18 protein-coding genes are annotated in these 21017 nt (G+C 56.4%); 4 read left to right on the forward strand and 14 right to left on the reverse strand.

Features of this window, described 5'->3' with window-relative positions:
• Positions 1-215 precede the first annotated feature (215 nt).
• The 8 genes from araD to yiaK all read right to left on the reverse strand — a co-directional run bounded on the left by araD (position 216) and on the right by yiaK (position 7792).
• Positions 216-914, reverse strand: coding sequence for an L-ribulose-5-phosphate 4-epimerase (gene araD / locus ABLU67_RS13105; RefSeq protein WP_014839773.1), 699 nt, complete (start codon positions 912-914; stop codon positions 216-218).
• Complete coding sequence (locus ABLU67_RS13110; protein ID WP_009653713.1) at positions 908-1768, reverse strand: L-ribulose-5-phosphate 3-epimerase; 861 nt, start codon at positions 1766-1768, stop codon at positions 908-910. The genes araD and ABLU67_RS13110 overlap by 7 nt, the downstream gene beginning before the upstream one ends.
• Positions 1761-2423: a 3-keto-L-gulonate-6-phosphate decarboxylase UlaD gene (ulaD, locus tag ABLU67_RS13115; RefSeq protein WP_049082792.1), complete on the reverse strand. Its 663-nt coding sequence runs from the start codon at positions 2421-2423 to the stop codon at positions 1761-1763. Before ulaD ends, ABLU67_RS13110 begins: the two co-directional genes overlap by 8 nt.
• Complete coding sequence (locus ABLU67_RS13120; RefSeq protein WP_348852325.1) at positions 2420-3925, reverse strand: FGGY-family carbohydrate kinase; 1506 nt, start codon at positions 3923-3925, stop codon at positions 2420-2422. The genes ulaD and ABLU67_RS13120 overlap by 4 nt, the downstream gene beginning before the upstream one ends.
• Before the next feature lie 77 nt (positions 3926-4002).
• Entirely contained in the window at positions 4003-5322 is a 1320-nt protein-coding gene (locus tag ABLU67_RS13125) for an MFS transporter (protein WP_032692963.1), read from the reverse strand.
• Positions 5323-5374: 52 nt separating this feature from the next.
• The gene (locus tag ABLU67_RS13130) at positions 5375-6304 is read right to left on the reverse strand and encodes a DUF4862 family protein (protein WP_032718799.1); all 930 of its coding nucleotides are present in this window, start codon (positions 6302-6304) and stop codon (positions 5375-5377) included.
• 13 nt (positions 6305-6317) lie between these two features.
• Positions 6318-6782: a YhcH/YjgK/YiaL family protein gene (locus tag ABLU67_RS13135; protein ID WP_032718798.1), complete on the reverse strand. Its 465-nt coding sequence runs from the start codon at positions 6780-6782 to the stop codon at positions 6318-6320.
• An 11-nt stretch (positions 6783-6793) separates the two neighbouring features.
• Entirely contained in the window at positions 6794-7792 is a 999-nt protein-coding gene (yiaK, locus tag ABLU67_RS13140; RefSeq protein WP_014839766.1) for a 3-dehydro-L-gulonate 2-dehydrogenase, read from the reverse strand.
• A 218-nt stretch (positions 7793-8010) separates the two neighbouring features.
• On the opposite strand from yiaK, the gene yiaJ reads away from it, so the two are divergent.
• Positions 8011-8829 carry an IclR family transcriptional regulator YiaJ gene (yiaJ, locus tag ABLU67_RS13145; RefSeq protein ID WP_014839765.1) on the forward strand — a complete coding sequence of 273 codons (819 nt, stop codon included), beginning with the start codon at positions 8011-8013 and terminating at the stop codon, positions 8827-8829.
• Between the two features lie 118 nt (positions 8830-8947).
• Entirely contained in the window at positions 8948-9436 is a 489-nt protein-coding gene (locus tag ABLU67_RS13150) for a 4Fe-4S dicluster domain-containing protein (RefSeq protein WP_348852326.1), read from the forward strand.
• 150 nt (positions 9437-9586) lie between these two features.
• On the opposite strand, the gene avtA is transcribed toward ABLU67_RS13150, so the two are convergent.
• Positions 9587-10843 (reverse strand): valine--pyruvate transaminase, encoded by a 1257-nt coding sequence (gene avtA, locus ABLU67_RS13155; RefSeq protein ID WP_025106780.1) that lies wholly within the window; start codon positions 10841-10843, stop codon positions 9587-9589.
• Positions 10844-11017: 174 nt separating this feature from the next.
• A complete protein-coding gene (locus tag ABLU67_RS13160; protein WP_064374925.1) occupies positions 11018-13048 on the reverse strand; it encodes an alpha-amylase in 2031 nt (676 codons plus the stop codon).
• 315 nt (positions 13049-13363) lie between these two features.
• Here ABLU67_RS13160 and ABLU67_RS13165 point away from each other — a divergent pair, with 315 nt between their 5' ends.
• On the forward strand, positions 13364-14191 hold the full coding sequence (locus ABLU67_RS13165) for a protein bax (protein ID WP_071530269.1): 828 nt from the start codon (positions 13364-13366) through the stop codon (positions 14189-14191).
• A gap of 60 nt (positions 14192-14251) precedes the next feature.
• On the opposite strand, the gene xylR is transcribed toward ABLU67_RS13165, so the two are convergent.
• The 4 genes from xylR to xylF form a co-directional block, all read right to left on the reverse strand.
• A complete protein-coding gene (gene xylR / locus ABLU67_RS13170) occupies positions 14252-15430 on the reverse strand; it encodes a D-xylose utilization transcriptional activator XylR (protein WP_004126484.1) in 1179 nt (392 codons plus the stop codon).
• A 122-nt stretch (positions 15431-15552) separates the two neighbouring features.
• Positions 15553-16734: a xylose ABC transporter permease XylH gene (gene xylH / locus ABLU67_RS13175; protein WP_032751665.1), complete on the reverse strand. Its 1182-nt coding sequence runs from the start codon at positions 16732-16734 to the stop codon at positions 15553-15555.
• On the reverse strand, positions 16712-18253 hold the full coding sequence (locus tag ABLU67_RS13180) for a xylose ABC transporter ATP-binding protein (RefSeq protein WP_122116956.1): 1542 nt from the start codon (positions 18251-18253) through the stop codon (positions 16712-16714). Before ABLU67_RS13180 ends, xylH begins: the two co-directional genes overlap by 23 nt.
• 64 nt (positions 18254-18317) lie before the next feature.
• Positions 18318-19310: a D-xylose ABC transporter substrate-binding protein gene (gene xylF, locus ABLU67_RS13185; protein ID WP_014227205.1), complete on the reverse strand. Its 993-nt coding sequence runs from the start codon at positions 19308-19310 to the stop codon at positions 18318-18320.
• Between the two features lie 374 nt (positions 19311-19684).
• On the opposite strand from xylF, the gene xylA reads away from it, so the two are divergent.
• A complete protein-coding gene (gene xylA / locus ABLU67_RS13190) occupies positions 19685-21007 on the forward strand; it encodes a xylose isomerase (protein WP_025106783.1) in 1323 nt (440 codons plus the stop codon).
• The last annotated feature ends 10 nt before the right edge of the window (positions 21008-21017 follow it).

Here is a 21017-nt window from a genome sequence, read left to right on the forward strand (position 1 = left end):
CATCCTGCACGCTTCCCCCGGGGGCGGCGCAAAGCGCCTGCCCGGGCTACGGGACCGCAGACCGCCGGGGATGCGCAGCATCGCCCCCGGGAAAATTCTGCAACATCCTGCACGCTTCCCCCGAGGGCGGCGCAAAGCGCCTGCCCGGGCTACGGGACCGCAGACCGCCGGTAGCCCGGATAAGGCGTTAGCCGCCATCCGGGAGTCCCGCGGTGTTAGTTTTGCCCGTAATAGGCATTCGCGCCGTGTTTACGCAGGTAGTGTTTATCGAGCAGTTCAGACTGCATATCCGGCAGCTGTGGCGCCAGCTGGCGCGAGAACAGGCCCATATAGGCGCACTCTTCAAGTACCACGGCGTTATGTACGGCGTCGGCCGCATCTTTACCCCAGGCAAACGGGCCGTGCGAATGGACTAATACCGCCGGGATTTGCGCCGGATCCAGACCGCGCTGTTCAAAGGTTTTGATAATCACTTCGCCGGTCTGATACTCATACTCCCCGTTAATCTCCTCAACGGTCATCGGCCGGGTGCAGGGGATGGCGCCATAAAAATAGTCGGCGTGGGTGGTGCCCCAGGCGGGGAGATCGAGACCGGCCTGCGACCAGATCGTCGCATGGCGGGAGTGGGTATGCACGATCCCGCCGATCTGCGGATAGCGACGATAAAGGGCCAGATGCGTTGGCGTATCCGAAGAGGGTTTTTTAGCGCCTTCAACGATCTTACCGCTGGCGATCTCTACGACCACCATATCGTCGGCGGTCATCACCTCATATTCGACGCCGGAGGGCTTAATGACCATCAGACGGCGCGTTTCATCCACCGCGCTGACGTTGCCCCAGGTAAAGGTGACCAGCCGGTGCGCCGGGAGCGCCAGGTTTGCCGCCAGCACCTCGGCTTTCAGTTGCTCTAACATGTGAAACCTCCTTCCTGCATCCGTGATTCAATCCAGCGCCGGGCCTGGATAATCTCCAGCACCGGTTCGCTGGCCTTCTCCGTCCACATCTCAATCAGAAACGAACCGCGGTAGTTCAGCTCATGCAGCGTCTTAAAGATGCCGACAAAATCAACGCATCCTTCACCGAACGGCACGTCGCGGAACTGGCCCGGGCTATCGTCGGTGACGGGCAGCGTGTCCTTCAGGTGGATGGCGGCGATACGATCGATACCCAGTTTCAGCTCGGCGGTGACGTCGTTCCCCCAGGCGCTGAGGTTGCCGACGTCCGGATAGACGGTAAACCACGGTGACGAAAGCCTCTCGTCCCACTTTTTCCATTTGCTGATGGAGTTCATAAAGGCGGTGTCCATGATCTCCACCGCCAGCATCACCTGCGCGGCGGCGGCCTGTTCTACCGCCCAGGCCAGCCCTTCGGCAAAACGCTGCCGGGTGCCTTCATCGTGCTCTTCGTAATAGACGTCGTAACCCGCCAGCTGAATAGTACGAATCCCCAGATCGCGCGCCAGGCGGATGGCTTTAGTCATAATCTCCCGCGCCCGCTCGCGTACCGCCTCGTCGCGGCTGCCAAAGGGGAAACGGCGATGGGCGGACAGGCACATTGAGGGAATAGCGACGCCGGTTTCCAGCATCGCGCTCACCAGCGATGCCCGCTGGGCCGATGTCCACTCCAGGCGCGAAAGGCGTTCGTCGGTCTCGTCCACCGACATTTCGACAAAATCAAAACCGCAGCTTTTGGCCAGCACCAGCCGTTCAGGCCAGCTGAGATCCTTCGCCAGCGCTTTTTCATAAATACCTAACGGGTGGTTACGCATGCTGTTCTCCCCAGATAGCGTCGATTTGCGCGTGGAATTCGGCGGCAACCCGTGCCGGATGGGCAGCGCCTGCCAGCGCGCGCCCGGCAATAAACGCTTTGACGTTGATATCCTTGAACAGCGGCAGATCGGCCGGGGTAATCCCGCCGGTGATCGATAGCTCAAGGCCAATGTCGGAGAGCGCTTTCATGCGCGCCAGATCCGCCTCCCCCCACTGCTGCCCGCTGGCCTGGGCATCGCGTCCGCGATGGTAAATCGCCTGATGGACGCCGGTACGGTACCAGGCGCGGGCGTCATCCAGCGTCCAGTTGCCGAACAGCTCCATCTGAATTTCACCGCCGCAGGCCTGGGCCACGGCGTGGCCTTTCTCGACCGTGGCGAGCGGCGCGGCGCAGATGATGGTCATCCAGTTGGCGCCAGCGCCAAAGGCCTGCTGCGCCAGGGTTTCACCGGCGTCGGCGACTTTCCAGTCGGCGACGATGATCTTCTGCGGACACTGGGTGCGCAGGGCTGTAACTGCGTTAAGCCCCTCGGTCAAACAGAGGATGGTCCCCGCCTCCACGATATCAACGTGATCCTGTAGCAGGGCGACATCGCGCTGCGCAGCCTGAAGGCTGGTGTGGTCCAGCGCCAGCTGCAGTAATGGTCGGCTCATAATGCGTGCTCCTTAATACGGGCGTGATAGCCCTGTAGTGCCTCAATCAAATCCTGGTAGTGGCGGTATTTGCGCTGATAGCGTGCGTGGGCGGTCATATCGGGCAGCAGCGTGCGTACCGGGTGCTGCCGGGCGCGCCGGGCTTCGCTAAAGCTGCGGTATACGTCGGTGCCGACGCGCGCCGCGAGGGCAGCGCCAAAGCAGCCGGTCTCTTCCACCTGCGGCAGTTCAACGCGTAAGCCGCTGACGTCCGCCAGCATTTGCATCCAGACGTCGGAGTGCGCCGGGCCGCCGGTGACGCGCAGGGCCTGAACGCTTGTAAAGCGTTCGCGCATACGGTTGAGATGGGTCATATGGCTGAATACCACGCCTTCATAAACCGCCTGCAGCAGGTGCGCGCGGGTATGCAGCGCCTGCATGCCGTAAAAGCCGCAGGTCATCTCCAGCCCGGCGTTGCTGCCGTAGAGAAACGGCAGAAAAAACAGCTCGCTCCCGGCTTTCGGCAAACTGGCTACGGCCTGATTGATCTCATCAAACGAGAGATCGCCCCACTGGGCGGTAAACCACTCGAGGTTGCCGGATGAGGTCGGGCTGGCTTCGTGAACGATATACTGGCCGTCATTGACGTAGCGGCCATAGACGTAAGGGTGGGCCTCATGTTCGCGCAGACCGTGAGCGATACCGCTGGTGACGGCCCAGGTCCCCATCACCGCATTGAGGGTCGACTCATCCTCAATCCCGGCGCAAAGGGCGGTGGAGACCACGTCAAACAGGCCGCCAACGACGGGAGTACCCGCCGCCAGACCGGTTAAAGCGGCTGCCTGAGCGGTGATCTCCCCGCATATTTCGGCTGACCCTACAACGGGGGGCAGCGCGCTATCCACTTCGCCGATCCCCAGCCATTGGGTCAGACACGGGTCGTACTGGCCCGTGGACATGTTGTAGAGGTTGGACTCGGAGATGTTGCTCTCCTCGCAGCCTTTCACGCCGGTTAAGCACCAGCGCAGATAGTCATGCCCCATCATCACGCAGCCAATTTGCGCGTAGCGCTGGGGGTCATTCTCTTTGACCCAGCGCAGCAGAGAAGCCGGATGCCCGGTCCATAGCGTCTGGCGGGTAACGGGATAGAGCCGTTCGGGAATACGGTCCCGCTGCCAGCGCTGAACGATATTCAGCGCCCGACGATCGGACGAGAGGATGGCGTTACCCAGCGGCCGATTCTGCTTATCGAGGAGGAAGAGGCCCTTACCCTGAGCGGAGATGCCCACGCCTTTAATCTGTTCGCCGGATACCCCTGCCTGTTGTAATAGTCCGGCAATGGTTGCCGCGCAGTGTTGCCAGAGCTGATGCATGTCGCGTTCGGCGTAACCCGGCAGGGGCGACATCGTCTGTAGCGCTTGCCGCACAATGCCATGTTCATGACCTTCGGCATCATATAAACCGGCTTTCAGATACGTGCCGCCACAATCAATACCCAGCCAGAAGGCCTGTTTCTTGCTCATCTTTCGCATCTCATTCTTGCCGGGAGGACCCGGCATATTTCGCAGGCCCGGCAGGCGCAGCGCCGCCGGGCTCGATTTTACGCAGTGCGTTTATGTGGGTTTATCGTCTTTACCGGCGCAGCACCGGCATCGCATTTCGCCGGCAGCAGCAGCGCCATCAGCGCGGCCAGCGCCAGGGAGATCGCCAGGCAATAAACGCCGGCGTCTTTGCTGTACAGCGTGATCAGAACCCCGACCGCATAAGGGCCACAAAATCCGCCGAGGTTGCCAAGCGCGTTGATAACCCCGCGCGCGCCGCCCGCCATTTCAGCGCTGAACAGACGTGCCGGGATGGTCCAGAACACGCCAGCCGCCGATTGCAGGAAGAATCCGCAGCCGACCAGCGCGGCATAGGAGAGCCATATTTGATTTTTCAGCGCCACCGACAGGAACATGCACAGAGCGAAGCCAATCAGCGGCAGGCAGACGAACAGCTTGCGTTTACCGGTTCGGTCTGAAAGAGAAGAGAACAGGAACATCCCGGCAATGGCGCCGACGTACGGCAGAATGGCGAGCATCCCGACCTGCCCCATGCTGCTGTGGGTTAATTCTTTCAGAATGGTGGGCAGCCACAGGGTGTAGCCGTAAATGCCGGTCTGGTAGAAGAAGTTCAGGGCGATAAGCTGCCACATGGTTTTGTCGGAGAGAACGGCGCTCAGAGAGGCGTTTTTCACCTCGGTGCCGGCAATGGCCCTTTGCTCTGCGGCCAGCGTCTCGACCAGATAGTTCTGCTCTGCTTTAGAGATCCAGCGCGCTTCCTGCGGCCGGTCATAGATGGTGTAGGCCCACAGAACCAAAACAACCAGCGAGAGCAAACCTTCGATAATAAACAGCCAGCGCCAGTCAAGAACCGTGATAATCCAGCCTGAGAGCGGGGCGGTGATAATCCCGGCAATCGGCACGAACATAATGACAATCGCGTTGGCGCGACCGCGTTCCGCATCAGGGAACCAGTTACTGATCATGGTGAGAACGACCGGCAGCATGCCGCCTTCCGCCACGCCTAGTAAGAAGCGCAGGGCCAGAAGCTGGTACTGATTGGTAATTAACCCCGTCAGCACGGAGATAACCGCCCAGGCGACCAGCGACCAGCCGATAAATTTCTTACCGCTGCCGTGAACGGCAATTTTCCCGCCGGGAACCTGTAAAAATAGATAACCGATAAAGAAAATACCGCCCGCCAGCCCCGCCATGGTGGCGGAAATACCTAAGTCGGCATCCATGCCGCCGGGCATGGCAAAGGCAATATTGACCCGGTCCATATAAGAAATAATACAGGTGATCAGTATTGGGGGAATAATTCTTAACCAGCGCTGGCGCGGTATATCTTTGGGTGTAGAGTTAGAGGTTATATTCATCTTTATAGTCTCGTAATATTAAAAAATATTCTGGCGATGAAGGTGGTTATTATTATTGTGCTTGTTTTAGCGCTGAGATGCCGTCGCGTAATATCGCGATGCGATGGTCAACGTTTGCGCTGGCAGTGATTTCCAGTAATTTGATACCTGAGAATTGCAGGGGATCGGCTCCTGCGCAGGCAAATAATTCACGAGCGTGGTCGGTGGTCATCAGGCTCTGCGGGCAGAAAGGCGCGAACGGCGCGTGTAAATCCTGCCATTCGCCGTACTCGCCGGTTTGCGTCGTGCCGGAAAACATCAGCGCGCCGAGCTTCCCTGCCCGTTTTGCCTGCTGCGTATGTGTGAGCGGTAGAACGGTATTCCGCCCTTCAATGGCAGAGCGCGCCCAGTTGATACAGATGCTGATGTCGTAGTCGGCAATGGCTTCCAGCACGTTTTCTAACGGCAAAAATCCTTTGCGCGGCGCGGTGCCGGTCATCGCGTCGCAGTGCTCCAGCACCAGCTCGCAGGACCAGTCCCAGCGGGTAATCTCTTTTAATGAACGGGCAAAGGCGTCGGTCGCCTGAGCCACGTTGGCATTGCCCGCCAGCGGGGCGGCGTGAAGCTCAAGGGCAATGACCTTTCCGGCGGTCTTACCATTGATTTTAGCGATCTTCTGCTGCAGGTGACGATAGTACTCCACGCAGGCTTTGCGCTGCTCTTCGTTGCTGGATGCCAGCCCAAAGCCGCCGTTTTCACCGCGGCGGCGCATGGTTTCCATGATGGCGGTAACGACAATCTGCCAGTGTCCCGGGGTATGGCGCAATAACCACTCGTCGCCGAGCGGATGAAGATGTTCAAGGCAGGGTTGCTCCAGCCCGCGAATATCCGGGGTGTCGGAGAGCTGCCGCCAGAATTCCGTCTCTTCCTCTTCACTCTTTTGGTGAAATGAGGGTGCACAGGGGTACGCACCGATAATGTAACCGGTATTATTCGAATTCATTTTGTGCTCCTTATTATAAAACTGAAATAGCGACCTTAACGACTATTTTGCGGATCGGGGTGGCTACAGTTTTATTACATCCAGGACGATGCACATCTTGCGGGAAAAATATCGCATAGTTGCCTGGCGTCATTTCAAAGAACGATTCATGTTCGCTGTCGTGATAGAAAATAATATCGCGCTGTTCTAACAACGATTCGCTGATTTGATTATTGCCGGTATCAATGGCGATACCGATTTTTTCTTCACCCCACGCCAGAAACTGGATATCCAGATAGCGACGGTGAACCTCCGGACGATTGTCAGCGGCATCGCGGGTGGTTAAGTCAATAACCTGCGCGAAGATGTTCTTGCCGTCGATTTCCACGACGCCGGGTTCCAGCGCGTGAAAATCCGTCGTGCGCAGGAAATCAAGCGCCTGTTCAATGGCCGCGGGCAGACGACACGGATTCGGTTGAGCAATATGGCCAAAAATCATGGGTGAGCTCCTTACAGCGCCTGAATTTTGGCCCATACGCTGTCATCGACGGTAATACCGTTGCGGCGGTTTTCATCCAGCAGTCGGGTAAATTCATGGCCGGGCAGGCGGACCGCCACATTTTCATCGGCGCGTTCGGCGGTGGTGATGAAATCCATAATTCGCTGCAGTTTGGCGTCGCGGGTTGCGCCATCGATCAGCTTATCCACTTCTATGGCGATGAAGATCTGCGAAACGCCATATTCATCGCTGTTTTCCTGAGTCACTTCGGCAACGGAAGAGCCGTTGGAAAGCAGGGTGGCAATCATATCCAGCACAATCGACAGGCCGGAACCTTTCCAGTAGCCCATCGGCAAAATACGGCGGTTTTTCTCGATAACCCCCGGTTCTTTGGTCAAATGACCTTCATCGTCGAATCCGCCGTCCACGGGCAGCTCGCGGCCGGCAAGGCGGTTAACTTCCAGCATGCCGTAGGAGAACATCGACATCGACATATCCACCATGGTGATCGGCGTCGACGGAATGGCGACGATCAGCGGATTGGTGCCGATACGGCACTCCTTAGCGCCCCACGGCGGCATAACGGCGATAGAGTTGGTCCAGCAGATGCCGATGTAGCCTTTTTCCGCCGCCTGCCAGCCATAGCTGCCGCCGCGCATCCAGTGGTTGGCGTTACGTAACGCCACCAGGCCGATACCGTGATCGGAAGCCAGTTCGATGGCCCGGTCCATCATCTTTTTCGCCGTCAGGTTGCCGATGGAGCGCTGGGCATCCCACTGTTCGATAGCGCCTAGGCTGGTTACCCGCTGCGGTTTAGCCTCGGGGATGATGTCGCCGTTGTCCAGCTGCTGGATGAAGCGAGGAAAGCGGTTCACGCCGTGAGAATAGACGCCGGATTCGGTGGTGCGGGCAAACATTTCTGCGCAGGCATCGGCGGTTTCTGCGGCGATACCCCGCGCCAGCAGTACTCGATTGAATGCCTCTTTTAACTGCTCAAACGTTACTTTCATTCCTGTTTTCCTGGTCAGAGTTGATCGCTTTTTTATCTCTAAATTTCACTATGCGAAATCTGATTTCAAATATAGCGATCAATTTTTATCAGATCAACGGGCAGCGTTATTTTTAAAAATCATAAAAATCATAAAGTTGTGTTTTTTCGGTTCAGATCGTGAACTGAAACACACTTTGCGCTACCATCTGAACGCGACAAAAACGGGGAGCGGAAACGATGGGCACAAAAGAGAGCGATGTAACGCAAGACAAAGAGAGGCCTGCCGGAAGCCAGAGCCTTTTTCGTGGGTTGATGCTGATTGAGATCCTGAGTAATTACCCAAACGGATGCCCGCTGGCGCATCTGTCGGAACTGGCGGGCCTGAACAAAAGCACCGTTCATCGCTTATTGCAGGGGCTGCAATCCTGTGGCTACGTGACGCCAGCCCCGGCGGCGGGGAGCTATCGTCTGACGACAAAGTTTATCGCCGTTGGCCAAAAGGCTTTGTCGTCGCTCAATATCATCCACGTCGCGGCGCCGCATCTTGAGGCGCTCAACCTGGCCACCGGCGAGACGGTGAACTTCTCCAGCCGTGAAGATGACCACGCTATCCTGATTTATAAGCTGGAGCCGACCACCGGCATGCTGCGTACGCGCGCCTATATTGGCCAGCATATGCCGCTGTACTGCTCGGCAATGGGCAAGATTTATATGGCGTTTGGCCATCCTGACTACGTTGAGAGCTACTGGAATTCACACCAGGATATTATTCAGCCGCTGACCCGGAATACCATTACCGGCTTACCTGCGATGCATGATGAGCTAGCGCAGATCCGCGAGCGTAATATGGCGATGGACAGGGAAGAGAACGAGTTGGGCGTGTCCTGCCTGGCGGTCCCGGTTTTCGATATTCATGGACGCGTGCCTTATGCCATTTCTATCTCCTTATCAACATCGCGCCTCAAGCAGGTAGGGGAGAAGAATTTACTCAAGCCGCTGCGCGATACGGCAGAGGCGATTTCCCGCGAACTGGGCTTTTCCGTGCGGGAAGGGTAAGGCAGATGACCAAATTGTCCCGGGCATCTGAGAGAAAACGCCGCTGACTCCATTCAGGATCAAGGCGCGGAAGCGGTTTTTTCTGGCACTCTGCGTTTTTATCCCCAGTGGAGCAAGGATGAACCGGTTTATTATCGCGGATGCGCAAAAGTGCATCGGCTGCCGTACCTGTGAAGTCGCCTGCGTGGTATCCCATCAGCGGGACCAGGACTGTTCTGGCGTTTCCGCCATGCGCTTTGCGCCGCGGATCCGCGTGGTGAAAAATGGCGAACTCTCGACGGCGACGCTTTGCCGCCAGTGTGAAGATGCGCCCTGCGCCAACGTCTGCCCCGAGGGCGCTATCCGCCGGGAAAATTCGGTCTGGCGCGTTGATCAGCGCCGCTGCATCGGCTGCAAAAGCTGCATGGTGGCGTGCCCCTATGGCGCGATGACGGTGATGCGGGTGGAGGAGGGCGTACAGGCGCTGAAGTGCGATTTGTGCAGCCATCGGGAAGAAGGCCCGGCCTGCGTGGCGGCATGCCCGACGCAGGCGCTGCGCTGCATCGAACCGATGGAACTGGAGAGAATAGCCGCTGAACGTCGCCAGCGGATGGCGCTGGCGATGTAGCGATGATGCCTTCTTACGGCGTGTTCCCGGAGGCGGCGCTGGCGCGCCTTGTCCGGGCTGCCTGTCCGCAGAACGCTGGAAGCCTGTAGCCCGGCTGAGCGCAGCGCGAGCCGGGAATATATCTGGATTATTCAGGATTCTGGCGCTCGTTTACGCGCCCTGTTCACCCCATGCGCGTTCAACTTCTTCGGCGAGAATCTTCACGCCTGCTTCAATCTTCTCCGGGTCCGGTACATAGTTCATGCGCATGCACTGATGCGTGTGCGGCCACGGTTTATCCAGGCCAGGGAAGAAATAGTCGCCCGGCACCATCAGGACGCCGCGCTTTTTCAGGCGCTGGTACAGCAGCTCGGTAGAAATCGGCAGATCCTTAAACCATAGCCAGAGAAAAATCGCGCCTTCCGGTTTATGAATCAGGCAGCGATCTTCCGGCAAATAGCGGCGAATAATGGCGATAGTCTCCTGAACGCGCTGGTAGTAGAACGGCTTAATCACCGTTTCCGACAGGCGCAGAAGATCGTTGCGTTTAATCATCTCGCACATCATGGCCGGCCCCATTCCGCCGGGGGCGAGGCTGATAATGCCGTTCATATTGCTGATGGCGGTGATGATTTTTTCGTTAGCGATGATAATCCCGCAGCGGCTACCCGGCAGGCCCAGCTTGGAGAGGCTCATGCACAGCACGATATTCGGATTCCACAGCGGCCTGGCGTCGCTGAAAATAATCCCGGGGAACGGAACGCCGTAGGCGTTATCAATCACCAACGGGATGCCGTGCTGGTTGGCCAGCGCATCCAGCTTGATCAGCTCATCGTCGGTGATCACGTTGCCCGTTGGGTTGGTGGGGCGGGAAACGCAGATCATTCCCGTCTCGTCCGTGACCTGCAAATGTTCGAAATCCACGTGGTATTTAAACTGGCCTTCCGGCAGTAGTTCAATGTTCGGGCGGGTGGCGACAAACAGATCTTCTTCGAGGCCGGCATCGGCGTAGCCGATGTACTCGGGCGTCAACGGAAACAGCACTTTACGGGTGGTTCCATCCGCGCGACGGCCTGCGAAGAGGTTAAACAAGTAGAAAAACGCGCTCTGACTGCCGTTTGTCAGTGCAATATTCTGTGGTTCGATCTCCCAACCCAGTTCATCACGCAGCATCTGCGCCAGCAGGGCCAGCAGCTCGCTTTTACCCTGCGGACCGTCATAATTACAAAGCGCATCAAGGGCTTTGCCGCTGTTCAGCATGTCGGCCAGCAGGCTATGGAAGTAATCATTCATTTCCGGAATCTGCGCGGGATTGCCGCCGCCCAGCATGATGGCGCCCGGGGTACGCAGGCCGTCATTGAGGTCTTCCATCAAGCGGGTGATGCCCGAATGACGGGTAAATTTGTCGCCAAAAAGTGAAAATGTCATCGCGATTAGTCTGTCGGTATTCCAGGAAAGTGGGTAACCATAACGCCAGCGCAGACAGGGTGCAAATCGAGGTATCAGTGAGATATTTTGTTTTTATGCTGCTAAATGAATATATTTTGGATTTTTGTTCTGAAGAGGCTCCCCCGAGTGTCAGGGGAGCCTTGGGTCAGAAGGCTACTGCTGGCCTGCCCATACCACCATCACTTTGTCATCGCCGGTCTCGCGAATAAAGCCGTAGCCTTTCGCCATCGATAGGGTGGTTTGTTTACCCATGCCAATCGCCGGATGACGGGCGCGGAACTGGCCCAGTTTCTCCCAGTGGGTCACGCTGCGCGCGGCTTTGCCGCTGACGTCCTGCCAGTTCATATCTGAGCGCGTCCCCTGAAGCGGATCGGAGCCGGTCGGGCCGAACGGTCGCGAGGATTCATCGCCGTAGAAGATCTGCACTGCGCCAGGCGCGAGCAGCAGCAATTCCGCCGCCGTGCTGCCGCCTTCGCGGAACAGGCTGGTATCGTGCGAGGAGAGATAGCTTAACACATTGAAATCCTGAAGCTTCTCTGCCATATGTTGCCAGGTCAGGTCGATATTCGCCAGGCAGCTTGTCGCTTTCGCCGCCTGATCCTGATAATCAAAATTCAGCATTGCGTCAAAACCGTGGCGATAGTAGTCGCTCTGCATCACGCCGTGGCCCCAGGCCTCGCCGGTCATCCAGAACGGCGCGTTATCCAGCGCTTTATCCGGATTGGCTTTTTTCCATTCCGCCAGCGCTTCAGTGGCCTGGGTTTTTAACTGCAGCCAGGCGGCCTGCTCGACGTGCTTGGCGGTATCGACGCGGAAGCCGTCGATGCCGTAGTCGCGCACCCATTGGCTCAGCCAGTGGGTCAGATAATCGCGCGGCGTATAGCCGGGGATCGCTTTGGCCGCGGTATCCGGCTTATGGCGATAGAAGTTTGGCAGGCCGGATGGCGCCGTGGATTCGGTTTTCAGATCCGGCAGGAAGGCCAGCGACATCGTCAGGTCATCAAATCCGGGGTTGTCGTAATCGCCAATATCGGTGCGGATCCACTTTTTACCCCACCATTTTTCCCAACCGGCTTTGTCGCTGAAGTTAATGTAGTCGTTAAAGCTGTGCCAGCTTTGTCCCGCGCGGGGCTTCCAGTCGGTCCAGCGCTCTCCGAGGGTCTTTTTCAGCTCATCGCCCTGGATGTACAGCGAGCCAAACTGAAACTCCTGCATATCGGCCAGGGTCGCGTAGCCGGTATGGTTCATCACCACGTCGAACAGAATGCGGATCCCGCGCTTGTGGGCCTCATCGACGAGGCGGCGCAGATCGTCTTCCGTTCCCATATTGGCATCCAGCTTCGTCCAGTCCTGGGTGTAATAGCCGTGATAGGCGTAGTGCGGGAAATCGCCTTTCGTACCGCCGCCGACCCAGCCGTGGATTTGTTCCAGCGGCGAACTGATCCAGAGCGCGTTAACGCCGAGCTGCTGGATGTAATCCAGTTTGCTGGTCAGGCCCTGCAGGTCGCCGCCGTGGAAGGTGCCAATTTCCTGCATGCCGTCTTTGTGGCGGCCATAGCTATTGTCGTTGGCCGGGTTGCCGTTGACAAAGCGATCGGTCAGCACGAAATAGACGGTGGCGTTATGCCAGTTGAACGGCGCGGCGGCTTCCGTTTCCGCGCGTTCAAGCAGCAGCAGACCATTGCTGTTAAACGCCGGCTGGAGGGTAACTTTACCGCCGCTGACGGTCGCGATATTACCGCTGTAGAAATCGCGAACTTTACTGCCTTCGGCGAAGGACTTGCTGACGTCAATGGTGAGCGGCTTGCCATCCCATTTCGGACACTGCTTCATCTGCGGCGCGGCGGCGGCGGTCTGTTTCTCCTCCAGAGAGACCATCATGGTTGGCGTACCTGAACGGGTATCGACTTCCAGGGTATAGCGGCCATCGCGGAATACGCGCCACTGCGGCGCCGGATCGCGGCAAGGTTCCATAGACAGCATCTGGTTGAGCTTGATCGCGCCGGCAGGCTGCCAGCACTGTTGGTCAAAATTAATCCGCAGAGGGCGCGTACCCTTTGCTACCTCGTTTTGACTGATAAATCTGCCGGTGCCTTCTTCGGTAAAGGCGGGGAAATCTGCGGTAGTCCAGGCGGCGAAGGCCATCCCAGGCAACAGCAGCGACGCAAGCGCAGCGAGTTTCATTCCGGAGTCCTGTGTACGGTTTTTTGTTCAGTTTGCGCGTCTGGCTGTCTAATGAACTCATCCCACCGGCGCTTTTCCAGGGAGGATGAAAAAGGGTGAGTGATCGCGTTCAAAAAACAAGCAAAAAATGCGAGGGCTGTCGCATTTTTGTACTGTTGTCATGGGGCAGAAACCGATTTCAGATGACAGCTTTTCGGAATTGGACTATTTCTGTGGGTGCGTCATCTGGGTATTTTTGATACTATTCGCGATTCAACTATCGATTTTTTGTGAAAAACAAGGCGTTGGAATGATTGCATCCGACCAGGAGACCTAATGATATCGACTCCCATTCGACGATATGGGGCCGCGATACTCATGTTACTTACCTGCATATTTTCAGGTAGTGTGCTGGCAACAACACACACAGCAACAACGAGTCATAAAGCCCCAATAGTTAAGAAGAAAAGCACCGTTAAAGTAAGCAAGGTAAGCAGTAAACAAGAGTATTCTCGCAATAGTGTAAAGAGCAGTTCACTTCCTGATTTGCGAAAATACCCTTCCGGGACACCAAGGAAAAAAGCGTTTCTCCGGACGGTAATGCCTTACATTACGAAACAGAATCAGGTGATTACCGCCGATCGTAACTGGCTTGTTTCCAAGCAGTACGATGCGCGCTGGTCGCCGAGCGAGCGTACGCGGCTGAAAGAGATCGCCTCTCGCTATAAAGTGAAGTGGTCCGGCAATACTCGCCATATTCCATGGAACTCGCTGCTTGAGCGCGTCGACATTATCCCGAATAGCATGGTCGCTACCATGGCAGCGGCGGAAAGCGGCTGGGGAACGTCAAAGCTGGCGCGGGTGAACAACAATTTATTTGGTATGAAGTGTGGCGGTGGAAACTGCCGCGGTGCGGTGAAGGGCTACTCCCAGTTTGATTCGGTGGAAGAGTCCGTTCAGGCCTATGTCCGAAATCTGAATACGCATCCGGCCTACTCGTCGTTCCGTAAATCGCGTGCGCAGCTGCGTAAAGCCGATCAGGAAGTGACCGCCAGCACGATGATTCATAAGCTGAAGGGCTATTCGACCAAAGGGTCGAGCTATAACAACTATCTCTTCGCGATGTATCAGGATAACCAGCGGTTGATAGCCGCGCACATGTAATTGCTCTTACATGTCATCATTGATGCCCGGTGCGTAAGCCCGGGCATTTTTCTTTGCGCGCTACATCATGACTTCGCTGTGCCGGTCGCGATACTCCTTCGGCGTCACGTCGTACTCTTTCTTAAACACCGAATAGAAATACTGCAGCGACGGATAGCCGCACATCTGGGAGATTTCGTTAATCGATAGGGTGGTTGATACCAGCAGACTGCGCGCTTTTTCCAGCTTCTCGCTGTGGATCACCGTATGAATGGTTTCGCCGACTTCCTCTTTGAAGCGCTTTTCCAGATTCGAGCGGGAAATCCCCACGGCGTCCAGCACCTGCTCAACTTTAATCCCTTTACAGGCGTGGTTACGGATATAGTGCATCGCCTGAATGACCGAAGGGTCGGTGAGCGAGCGGTAGTCGGTGGAGCGGCGTTCTACCACGCGCATCGGCGGGATAAGCTGACGCTGAAGCGGCAGCTCTTCATTCTCCAGCAGGCGATGCAGCAGCTTTGCCGCCTGGTAGCCCATCTGACGGGTGCCCTGCGCAACGGAGGAGAGCGCCACGCGCGACAGGTAGCGGGTAAGCTCTTCGTTATCTATGCCGATAACGCACAGCTTTTCCGGGACGGGGATATGCAGCCGCTCGCAGGCCTGTAATACGTGGCGCGCGCGGGCGTCGGTAACGGCGATGATGCCGGTTTGCGGCGGTAGGGTTTGCAGCCAGTCGGCGAGGCGGTTTTGCGCATGCTGCCAGTTTTCCGGCGCCGTCTCGAGCCCCTGATAGACCACGCCGCGATATTTCTCTCTGGCGACCAGCTGGCAAAACGCGTGCTCGCGCTCGGCGGCCCAGCCTTTACAGCTGGAAGCGGGCAGGCCGTAAAAGGCAAAGCGGTTAATGCCCTTTTCCTTCAGATGCAGGAAGGCGCTCTCGACCAGCGCGGCGTTGTCGGTGGCGATATAGTGAACCGGCGGATAGCACTCCGGGCGGTGGAAGGAGCCGCCGACGCCGACAATCGGAACATTCACGTCGATCAGCAGGTTTTCAATTTCCGGATCGTCGTAATCGGCAATAACGCCGTCGCCTAACCACTCTTTGATGTTTTCAATTCGTGCCCGAAAATCTTCCTCAATGAAGATATCCCATTCCAGTTGCGATGCTTGTAAATATTCGCCGACGCCCTCAACGACCTGGCGATCGTAGGCTTTGTTGGCATTGAATAACAGCGTAATACGGTGACGCTTTTCAAACATAGTGTTGTTCCCGGTCTCTCTTGCAGGCCATACAATACCGGCCAATGCCCGGATTTTTTCAAGCTACTTGTGCCTAAGTTTGGCGGTAGCGCAAATAATTCGGGCATTTTTTTTCACAGCCCTCAGCTTCGGCGTTTCGTGGCGGAATCCATCCATACCGCGAGCAATAAAATGACCCCTTTAACGATGTACTGCCAGAAGGTGGCGACGTCCATCATGCTCATGCCGTTGTCCAGCGCGGACATGATAAAAGCGCCCATGACCGCGCCCGCGACGCTGCCGACGCCGCCGGCGAGGCTGGTACCGCCGATTACGCAGGCGGCGATGGCGTCCAGTTCGGCGATGTTGCCGGCGGAAGGGGAACCGGCGCCAAGACGCGAGCTGAGAATCAACCCGGCAATCGCCACCATCAGGCCATTAATGGCGAACACCGCCAGCTTGGTGCGTTCCACGCTAATGCCGGATAGACGCGCGGCCTCCAGGTTGCCGCCGATGGCGTAGATGCGGCGCCCAAACGCGGTACGGGTGGCCATAAACATGCCCGCCAGCAGCAGCGCGGCGAGAATCAGTACCGGCGTCGGGACGCCGCGATAGTCGTTTAACAGCCAGATGGCGCCCAGTACAATAACGGCGGTAATCGTCTGGCGGCCAACGGCTGAAGCGGAGGCGGGCGTGGAGAGGCCGAGAGCCTGACGTCGCATACGGCCGCGCCACTGCCAGATGATAAAGGCCGCCATGCCCGCCACGCCGATACCAAAGCCAATGCCATCAGGCAGATAGCTCTGGCCGATTTGCGACATCGCCGGGCTGGTGGGAGAGACGGTGGTCCCGTTGGTAATGCCTATCAAAATACCGCGAAATGCCAGCATGCCGGCGAGCGTCACGATAAACGAGGGGACTTTACGATAGGCAACCCACCAACCGTTCCAGGCCCCCAGCAGCAGGCCAAGCGCCAGGGTGACCACAATGGTCAGCGGTAGCGGCCAGCCCAGCCAGACATCAAATATTGCCGCTGCGCCGCCGAGCAGCCCCATCATTGAGCCGACGGAGAGATCGATCTCGGCGGAAATAATCACAAACACCATGCCGACCGCGAGAATGCCGGTAATGGCGGTCTGGCGCAGCAGGTTGGAGATATTACGCGCGCTCAGATAAGCGCCTTCGGTGGTCCAGGTGAAAAACAGCATAATGGCCACGATAGCGGCGATCATCACGAATACCTGGAGGTTCATCCCCTTCAGCCCCGATAGCGCGCCAGCGGCAGGTGGGGTGAGTTTCATTTCAGACGACGTGTTCTTCGACATGGCGTTCGCTCCTCAGTGCGGCTTCCATCACCTGTTCCTGGGTCAGACCCTGGTTGATCAAATTAGCCTTCAATTTACCTTCATGCATCACCAGCACCCGGTCGCTTAGCCCCAGCACTTCGGGCAGTTCGGATGAAATGACAATGACGGCGATCCCCTGCTGCACCAGCTGATTAATCAGCTTGTAGATTTCGTACTTGGCGCCGATGTCGATGCCGCGGGTGGGCTCATCGAGTATCAGAATGCGCGGGTTCAGCAGCAGGCAGCGGGCGAGGATCGCCTTTTGCTGATTGCCGCCGCTCAGGCGACCGATCGCCAGCTCCGGCGATGAGGTTTTGATCTTCAAACGCTGGATGGATTGCTGAATACAGTGCTGCTCTCCGGCATCGTCAAGGCTGCTCAGCAGACCGGTAAACTGGTTTAACGCGGCGAGGGTGATGTTTTTACCCACCGCCATGACCGGCACAATACCGTCTTTCTTTCTGTCTTCCGGTACCATGGCGATGCCCTGCGCAATAGCCTGCTGACAGCTGTGAATCGTCACCTGCTGGCCATCAATAAAGATTTTTCCCTGCCAGCGGCCCGGCCAGACGCCGAACAGGCACTGGACCGCTTCGGTACGGCCCGCGCCGACCAGCCCGGCAATCCCCAGTATTTCACCGCGCCGCAGCGAAAAGGAGACGTCATTGACCCGCTTAATATGGCGATTCACCGGGTGCCAGGCCGTCAGGTTTTCCACCCGCAGGATTTCCTCGCCGCAGCTGTGGGCTTCGCTTGGATAGAGGGCGGTAAGCTCGCGGCCGACCATCATGGTGATAATGTCATCTTCGTTCATGCCGTCAGCGTTACGGGTACCGATATGCTGCCCATCGCGGATCACGCAGATGGTGTCGGAGATGGCTTTGACTTCATTGAGCTTGTGGGAAATGTAAATACAGGCAATACCGTGATTTTGCAGATCGCGAATAATATTCAGCAGAATTGCCGTCTCCTGCTCCGTTAACGAGGCGGTGGGTTCGTCGAGAATTAACAACCGTACCTGTTTATTCAGCGCTTTTGCTATTTCGACCAGCTGCTGCTGGCCAAGGCCCAAATCGCCGACGCGGGTATCGGGTGATATGGCTAAATTGACCTGGGCCAGCAGCTTTTCGCAGCGTAAGGTCATGGTTTCGTAATCCAGCAGACCGTGGCGGGAGATCTCCGCGCCGAGAAAAATATTCTCCAGAACGGTCAGATGTTTTACCAGCGCCAGCTCCTGATGAATGATGGCAATCCCTTTGCGCTCGGTATCGCGTATATGGCCCGGCCGCAACGTTTCCCCGGAAAAAATAATCTCTCCCTCATAGCTACCGTGCGGATATATTCCGCAAAGGACCTTCATGAGCGTGGATTTACCGGAGCCGTTTTCGCCGCACAGCGAGACCACTTCTCCGGCGTTAAGCCGCAGACTGACATTATCAATCGCCTTCACCGTACCGAAGGTTTTAGTAATGTTTTTCATTTCGAGTAACCAGGACATAGAGACTCCACATAAGCGATATCCGGCTGGATGGGGCAACGCCCCCGGGAGAGGGCGTCAGAGATTACAGCTCGCTTTTTTTGTGGAAACCGTCTTTGATCACCGTCTGGTCAATGTTGTCTTTATTGACCTCAATGGGCGTCAGCAGCCGGGACGGTACATCTTTGAGGCCGTTGTTGAGCGTGGCGTCGGCCTTCGGCTGCTTATCGTTGCCCAGTTCGACGGCGATCTCTGCTGCGGTGGTGGCAAGGTCAGCGATCGGTTTGTAAACGGTCATCGTCTGAGTGCCAGCGATAATGCGCTTCACGCCGGCGAGGTCGGCATCCTGGCCGGAAATCGCCACTTTGCCTGCGAGCCCCTGGGCGCTTAACGCCTGAATGGCGCCGCCGGCGGTGGCATCGTTAGAGGCGACGACCGCATCAATTTTGTTATTGTTGGCGGTCAGGGCGTTTTCCATAATCTTCAACGCATTTTCTGGCAGCCATCCGTCGACCCACTGATCGCCGACGACCTTAATTTTTCCTTCATCAATATAGGGCTTAAGAACTTTCATTTGGCCGGCGCGGAAAAGCTTGGCGTTATTGTCTACCGGCGAGCCGCCCATTAAGAAATAGTTGCCCTGAGGCACTTTATTGACCAGGCTTTGCGCCTGCATTTCGCCAACTTTCTCATTATTAAACGAAATATAGAAATCAATGTCGGCGTTATTGATGAGACGATCGTAGGCGAGAACTTTAATTCCCTCCTGTTTAGCCTCTTTTATCACATTACTCAGCACCTGACCGTTATAGGGAATAATAACCAGAACGTCGACGCCGCGATTAATCATATTTTCGATTTGCGACATTTGCGTTTCTTCGTTGCCATTGGCTGACTGGACGAATACTTTTGCACCTAATGATTCAGCTTTATTGACAAAAATATCGCGATCTTTTTGCCAGCGCTCAAGGCGCAGGTCGTCAATCGCCATGCCAATTTTGACTTCTTTCGCAATGCCCGACAGGCTGGTGAGGAGGAGTGAAGCACAGAGCGTTAGGCAAAGGTTCTTTATCTTCATAATAATAACACCTTTTTTGTAAAGTGCAGGATAAGACGAACGATAAAAATAAACGGCCTGATACGTAGCAGATTTTTAACGCGGAAAGGAGCGCTGGCAATTATCTATGCTTATTTTGCCGTTATGAAATTTTGTTTATTTGTTAATTTATGACCGCGATCGTACTTTAATAATTAGTTCTCATCGTATTTCATTGATCTCTCGTGGCGTAAGCAGCGAAGTGAGGGCGTTGTTCTATTGTTTTTGCGACCTGGCGCACGTTTGTGGATTCTCTCAATCACAGTGTGAAATAACGTAATTGAGGAAACTAAAAAGAGAATTCTATATTGGCTTATGACTTATTACTCGCCGCATCCCTGAATATGGAGTTCATTATGCAGACCTATTTTGATCAGCTCGATCGCGTTCGTTATGAAGGCCCGAAATCCGCTAACCCACTGGCTTTCCGTCATTACAATCCGGATGAGCTGGTCCTGGGCAAACGGATGGAAGAGCACCTGCGCTTTGCGGCCTGCTACTGGCACACCTTCTGCTGGAACGGCGCTGATATGTTCGGCGTGGGCTCCTTTAACCGCCCGTGGCAGCAGCCGGGCGAAGCGCTGGAAATGGCGAAACGCAAAGCCGATGTCGCGTTTGAGTTTTTCCACAAACTGAACGTACCGTACTACTGCTTCCACGACGTTGACGTTTCTCCGGAAGGGGCGTCGTTGAAAGAGTATGCCAATAACTTCGCGCAGATGGTGGATGTGCTGGCGGAAAAACAGCAGCAGAGCGGCGTCAAGCTGCTGTGGGGTACGGCAAACTGCTTTACGAACCCGCGTTACGGTGCCGGTGCGGCAACCAACCCGGATCCGGAAGTGTTCAGCTGGGCGGCCACTCAGGTGGTGACCGCGATGGATGCGACCCACAAACTGGGCGGGGAAAACTACGTCCTGTGGGGCGGCCGCGAAGGCTATGAAACTCTGCTCAATACCGACCTGCGCCAGGAGCGCGAGCAGATTGGCCGCTTTATGCAGCTGGTCGTGGAGCATAAACATAAAATCGGCTTCCAGGGCACGCTGCTGATTGAACCTAAACCGCAGGAGCCAACCAAGCATCAGTACGATTACGACGCGTCTACCGTCTATGGCTTCCTGAAACAGTTCGGCCTGGAAAAAGAGATCAAACTGAACATCGAAGCGAACCACGCGACGCTGGCCGGCCACACTTTCCACCACGAAATTGCGACCGCCATTGCTCTGGGTCTGTTTGGCTCCGTCGATGCTAACCGCGGCGACCCGCAGCTGGGCTGGGATACCGACCAGTTCCCGAACAGCGTTGAAGAGAATGCGCTGGTGATGTACGAAATCCTGAAAGCGGGAGGCTTCACCACCGGCGGCCTGAACTTTGATGCTAAAGTGCGTCGTCAGAGCACCGACAAATACGACCTGTTCTACGGCCACATTGGCGCGATGGACACCATGGCGCTGGCGTTAAAAGTCGCTGCTCGTATGATTGAAGACGGCGAGCTGGATAAACGCGTCGCCAGGCGCTATGCCGGCTGGAACGGTGAGCTGGGTCAGCAGATCCTGAAAGGCCAGATGAACCTTGCGGACATTGCCCAGTATGCCACTCAGCATAACCTGGCGCCGGAGCACCAGAGCGGCCATCAGGAACTGCTGGAAAACGTGGTTAACCGTTACCTCTTTGATCGCTAATGAGGGCGAT

Source organism: Klebsiella sp. GN_Kp190, assembly GCF_040061795.1.
In the GTDB taxonomy this organism is placed as follows: Bacteria; Pseudomonadota; Gammaproteobacteria; order Enterobacterales; family Enterobacteriaceae; genus Klebsiella; species Klebsiella michiganensis.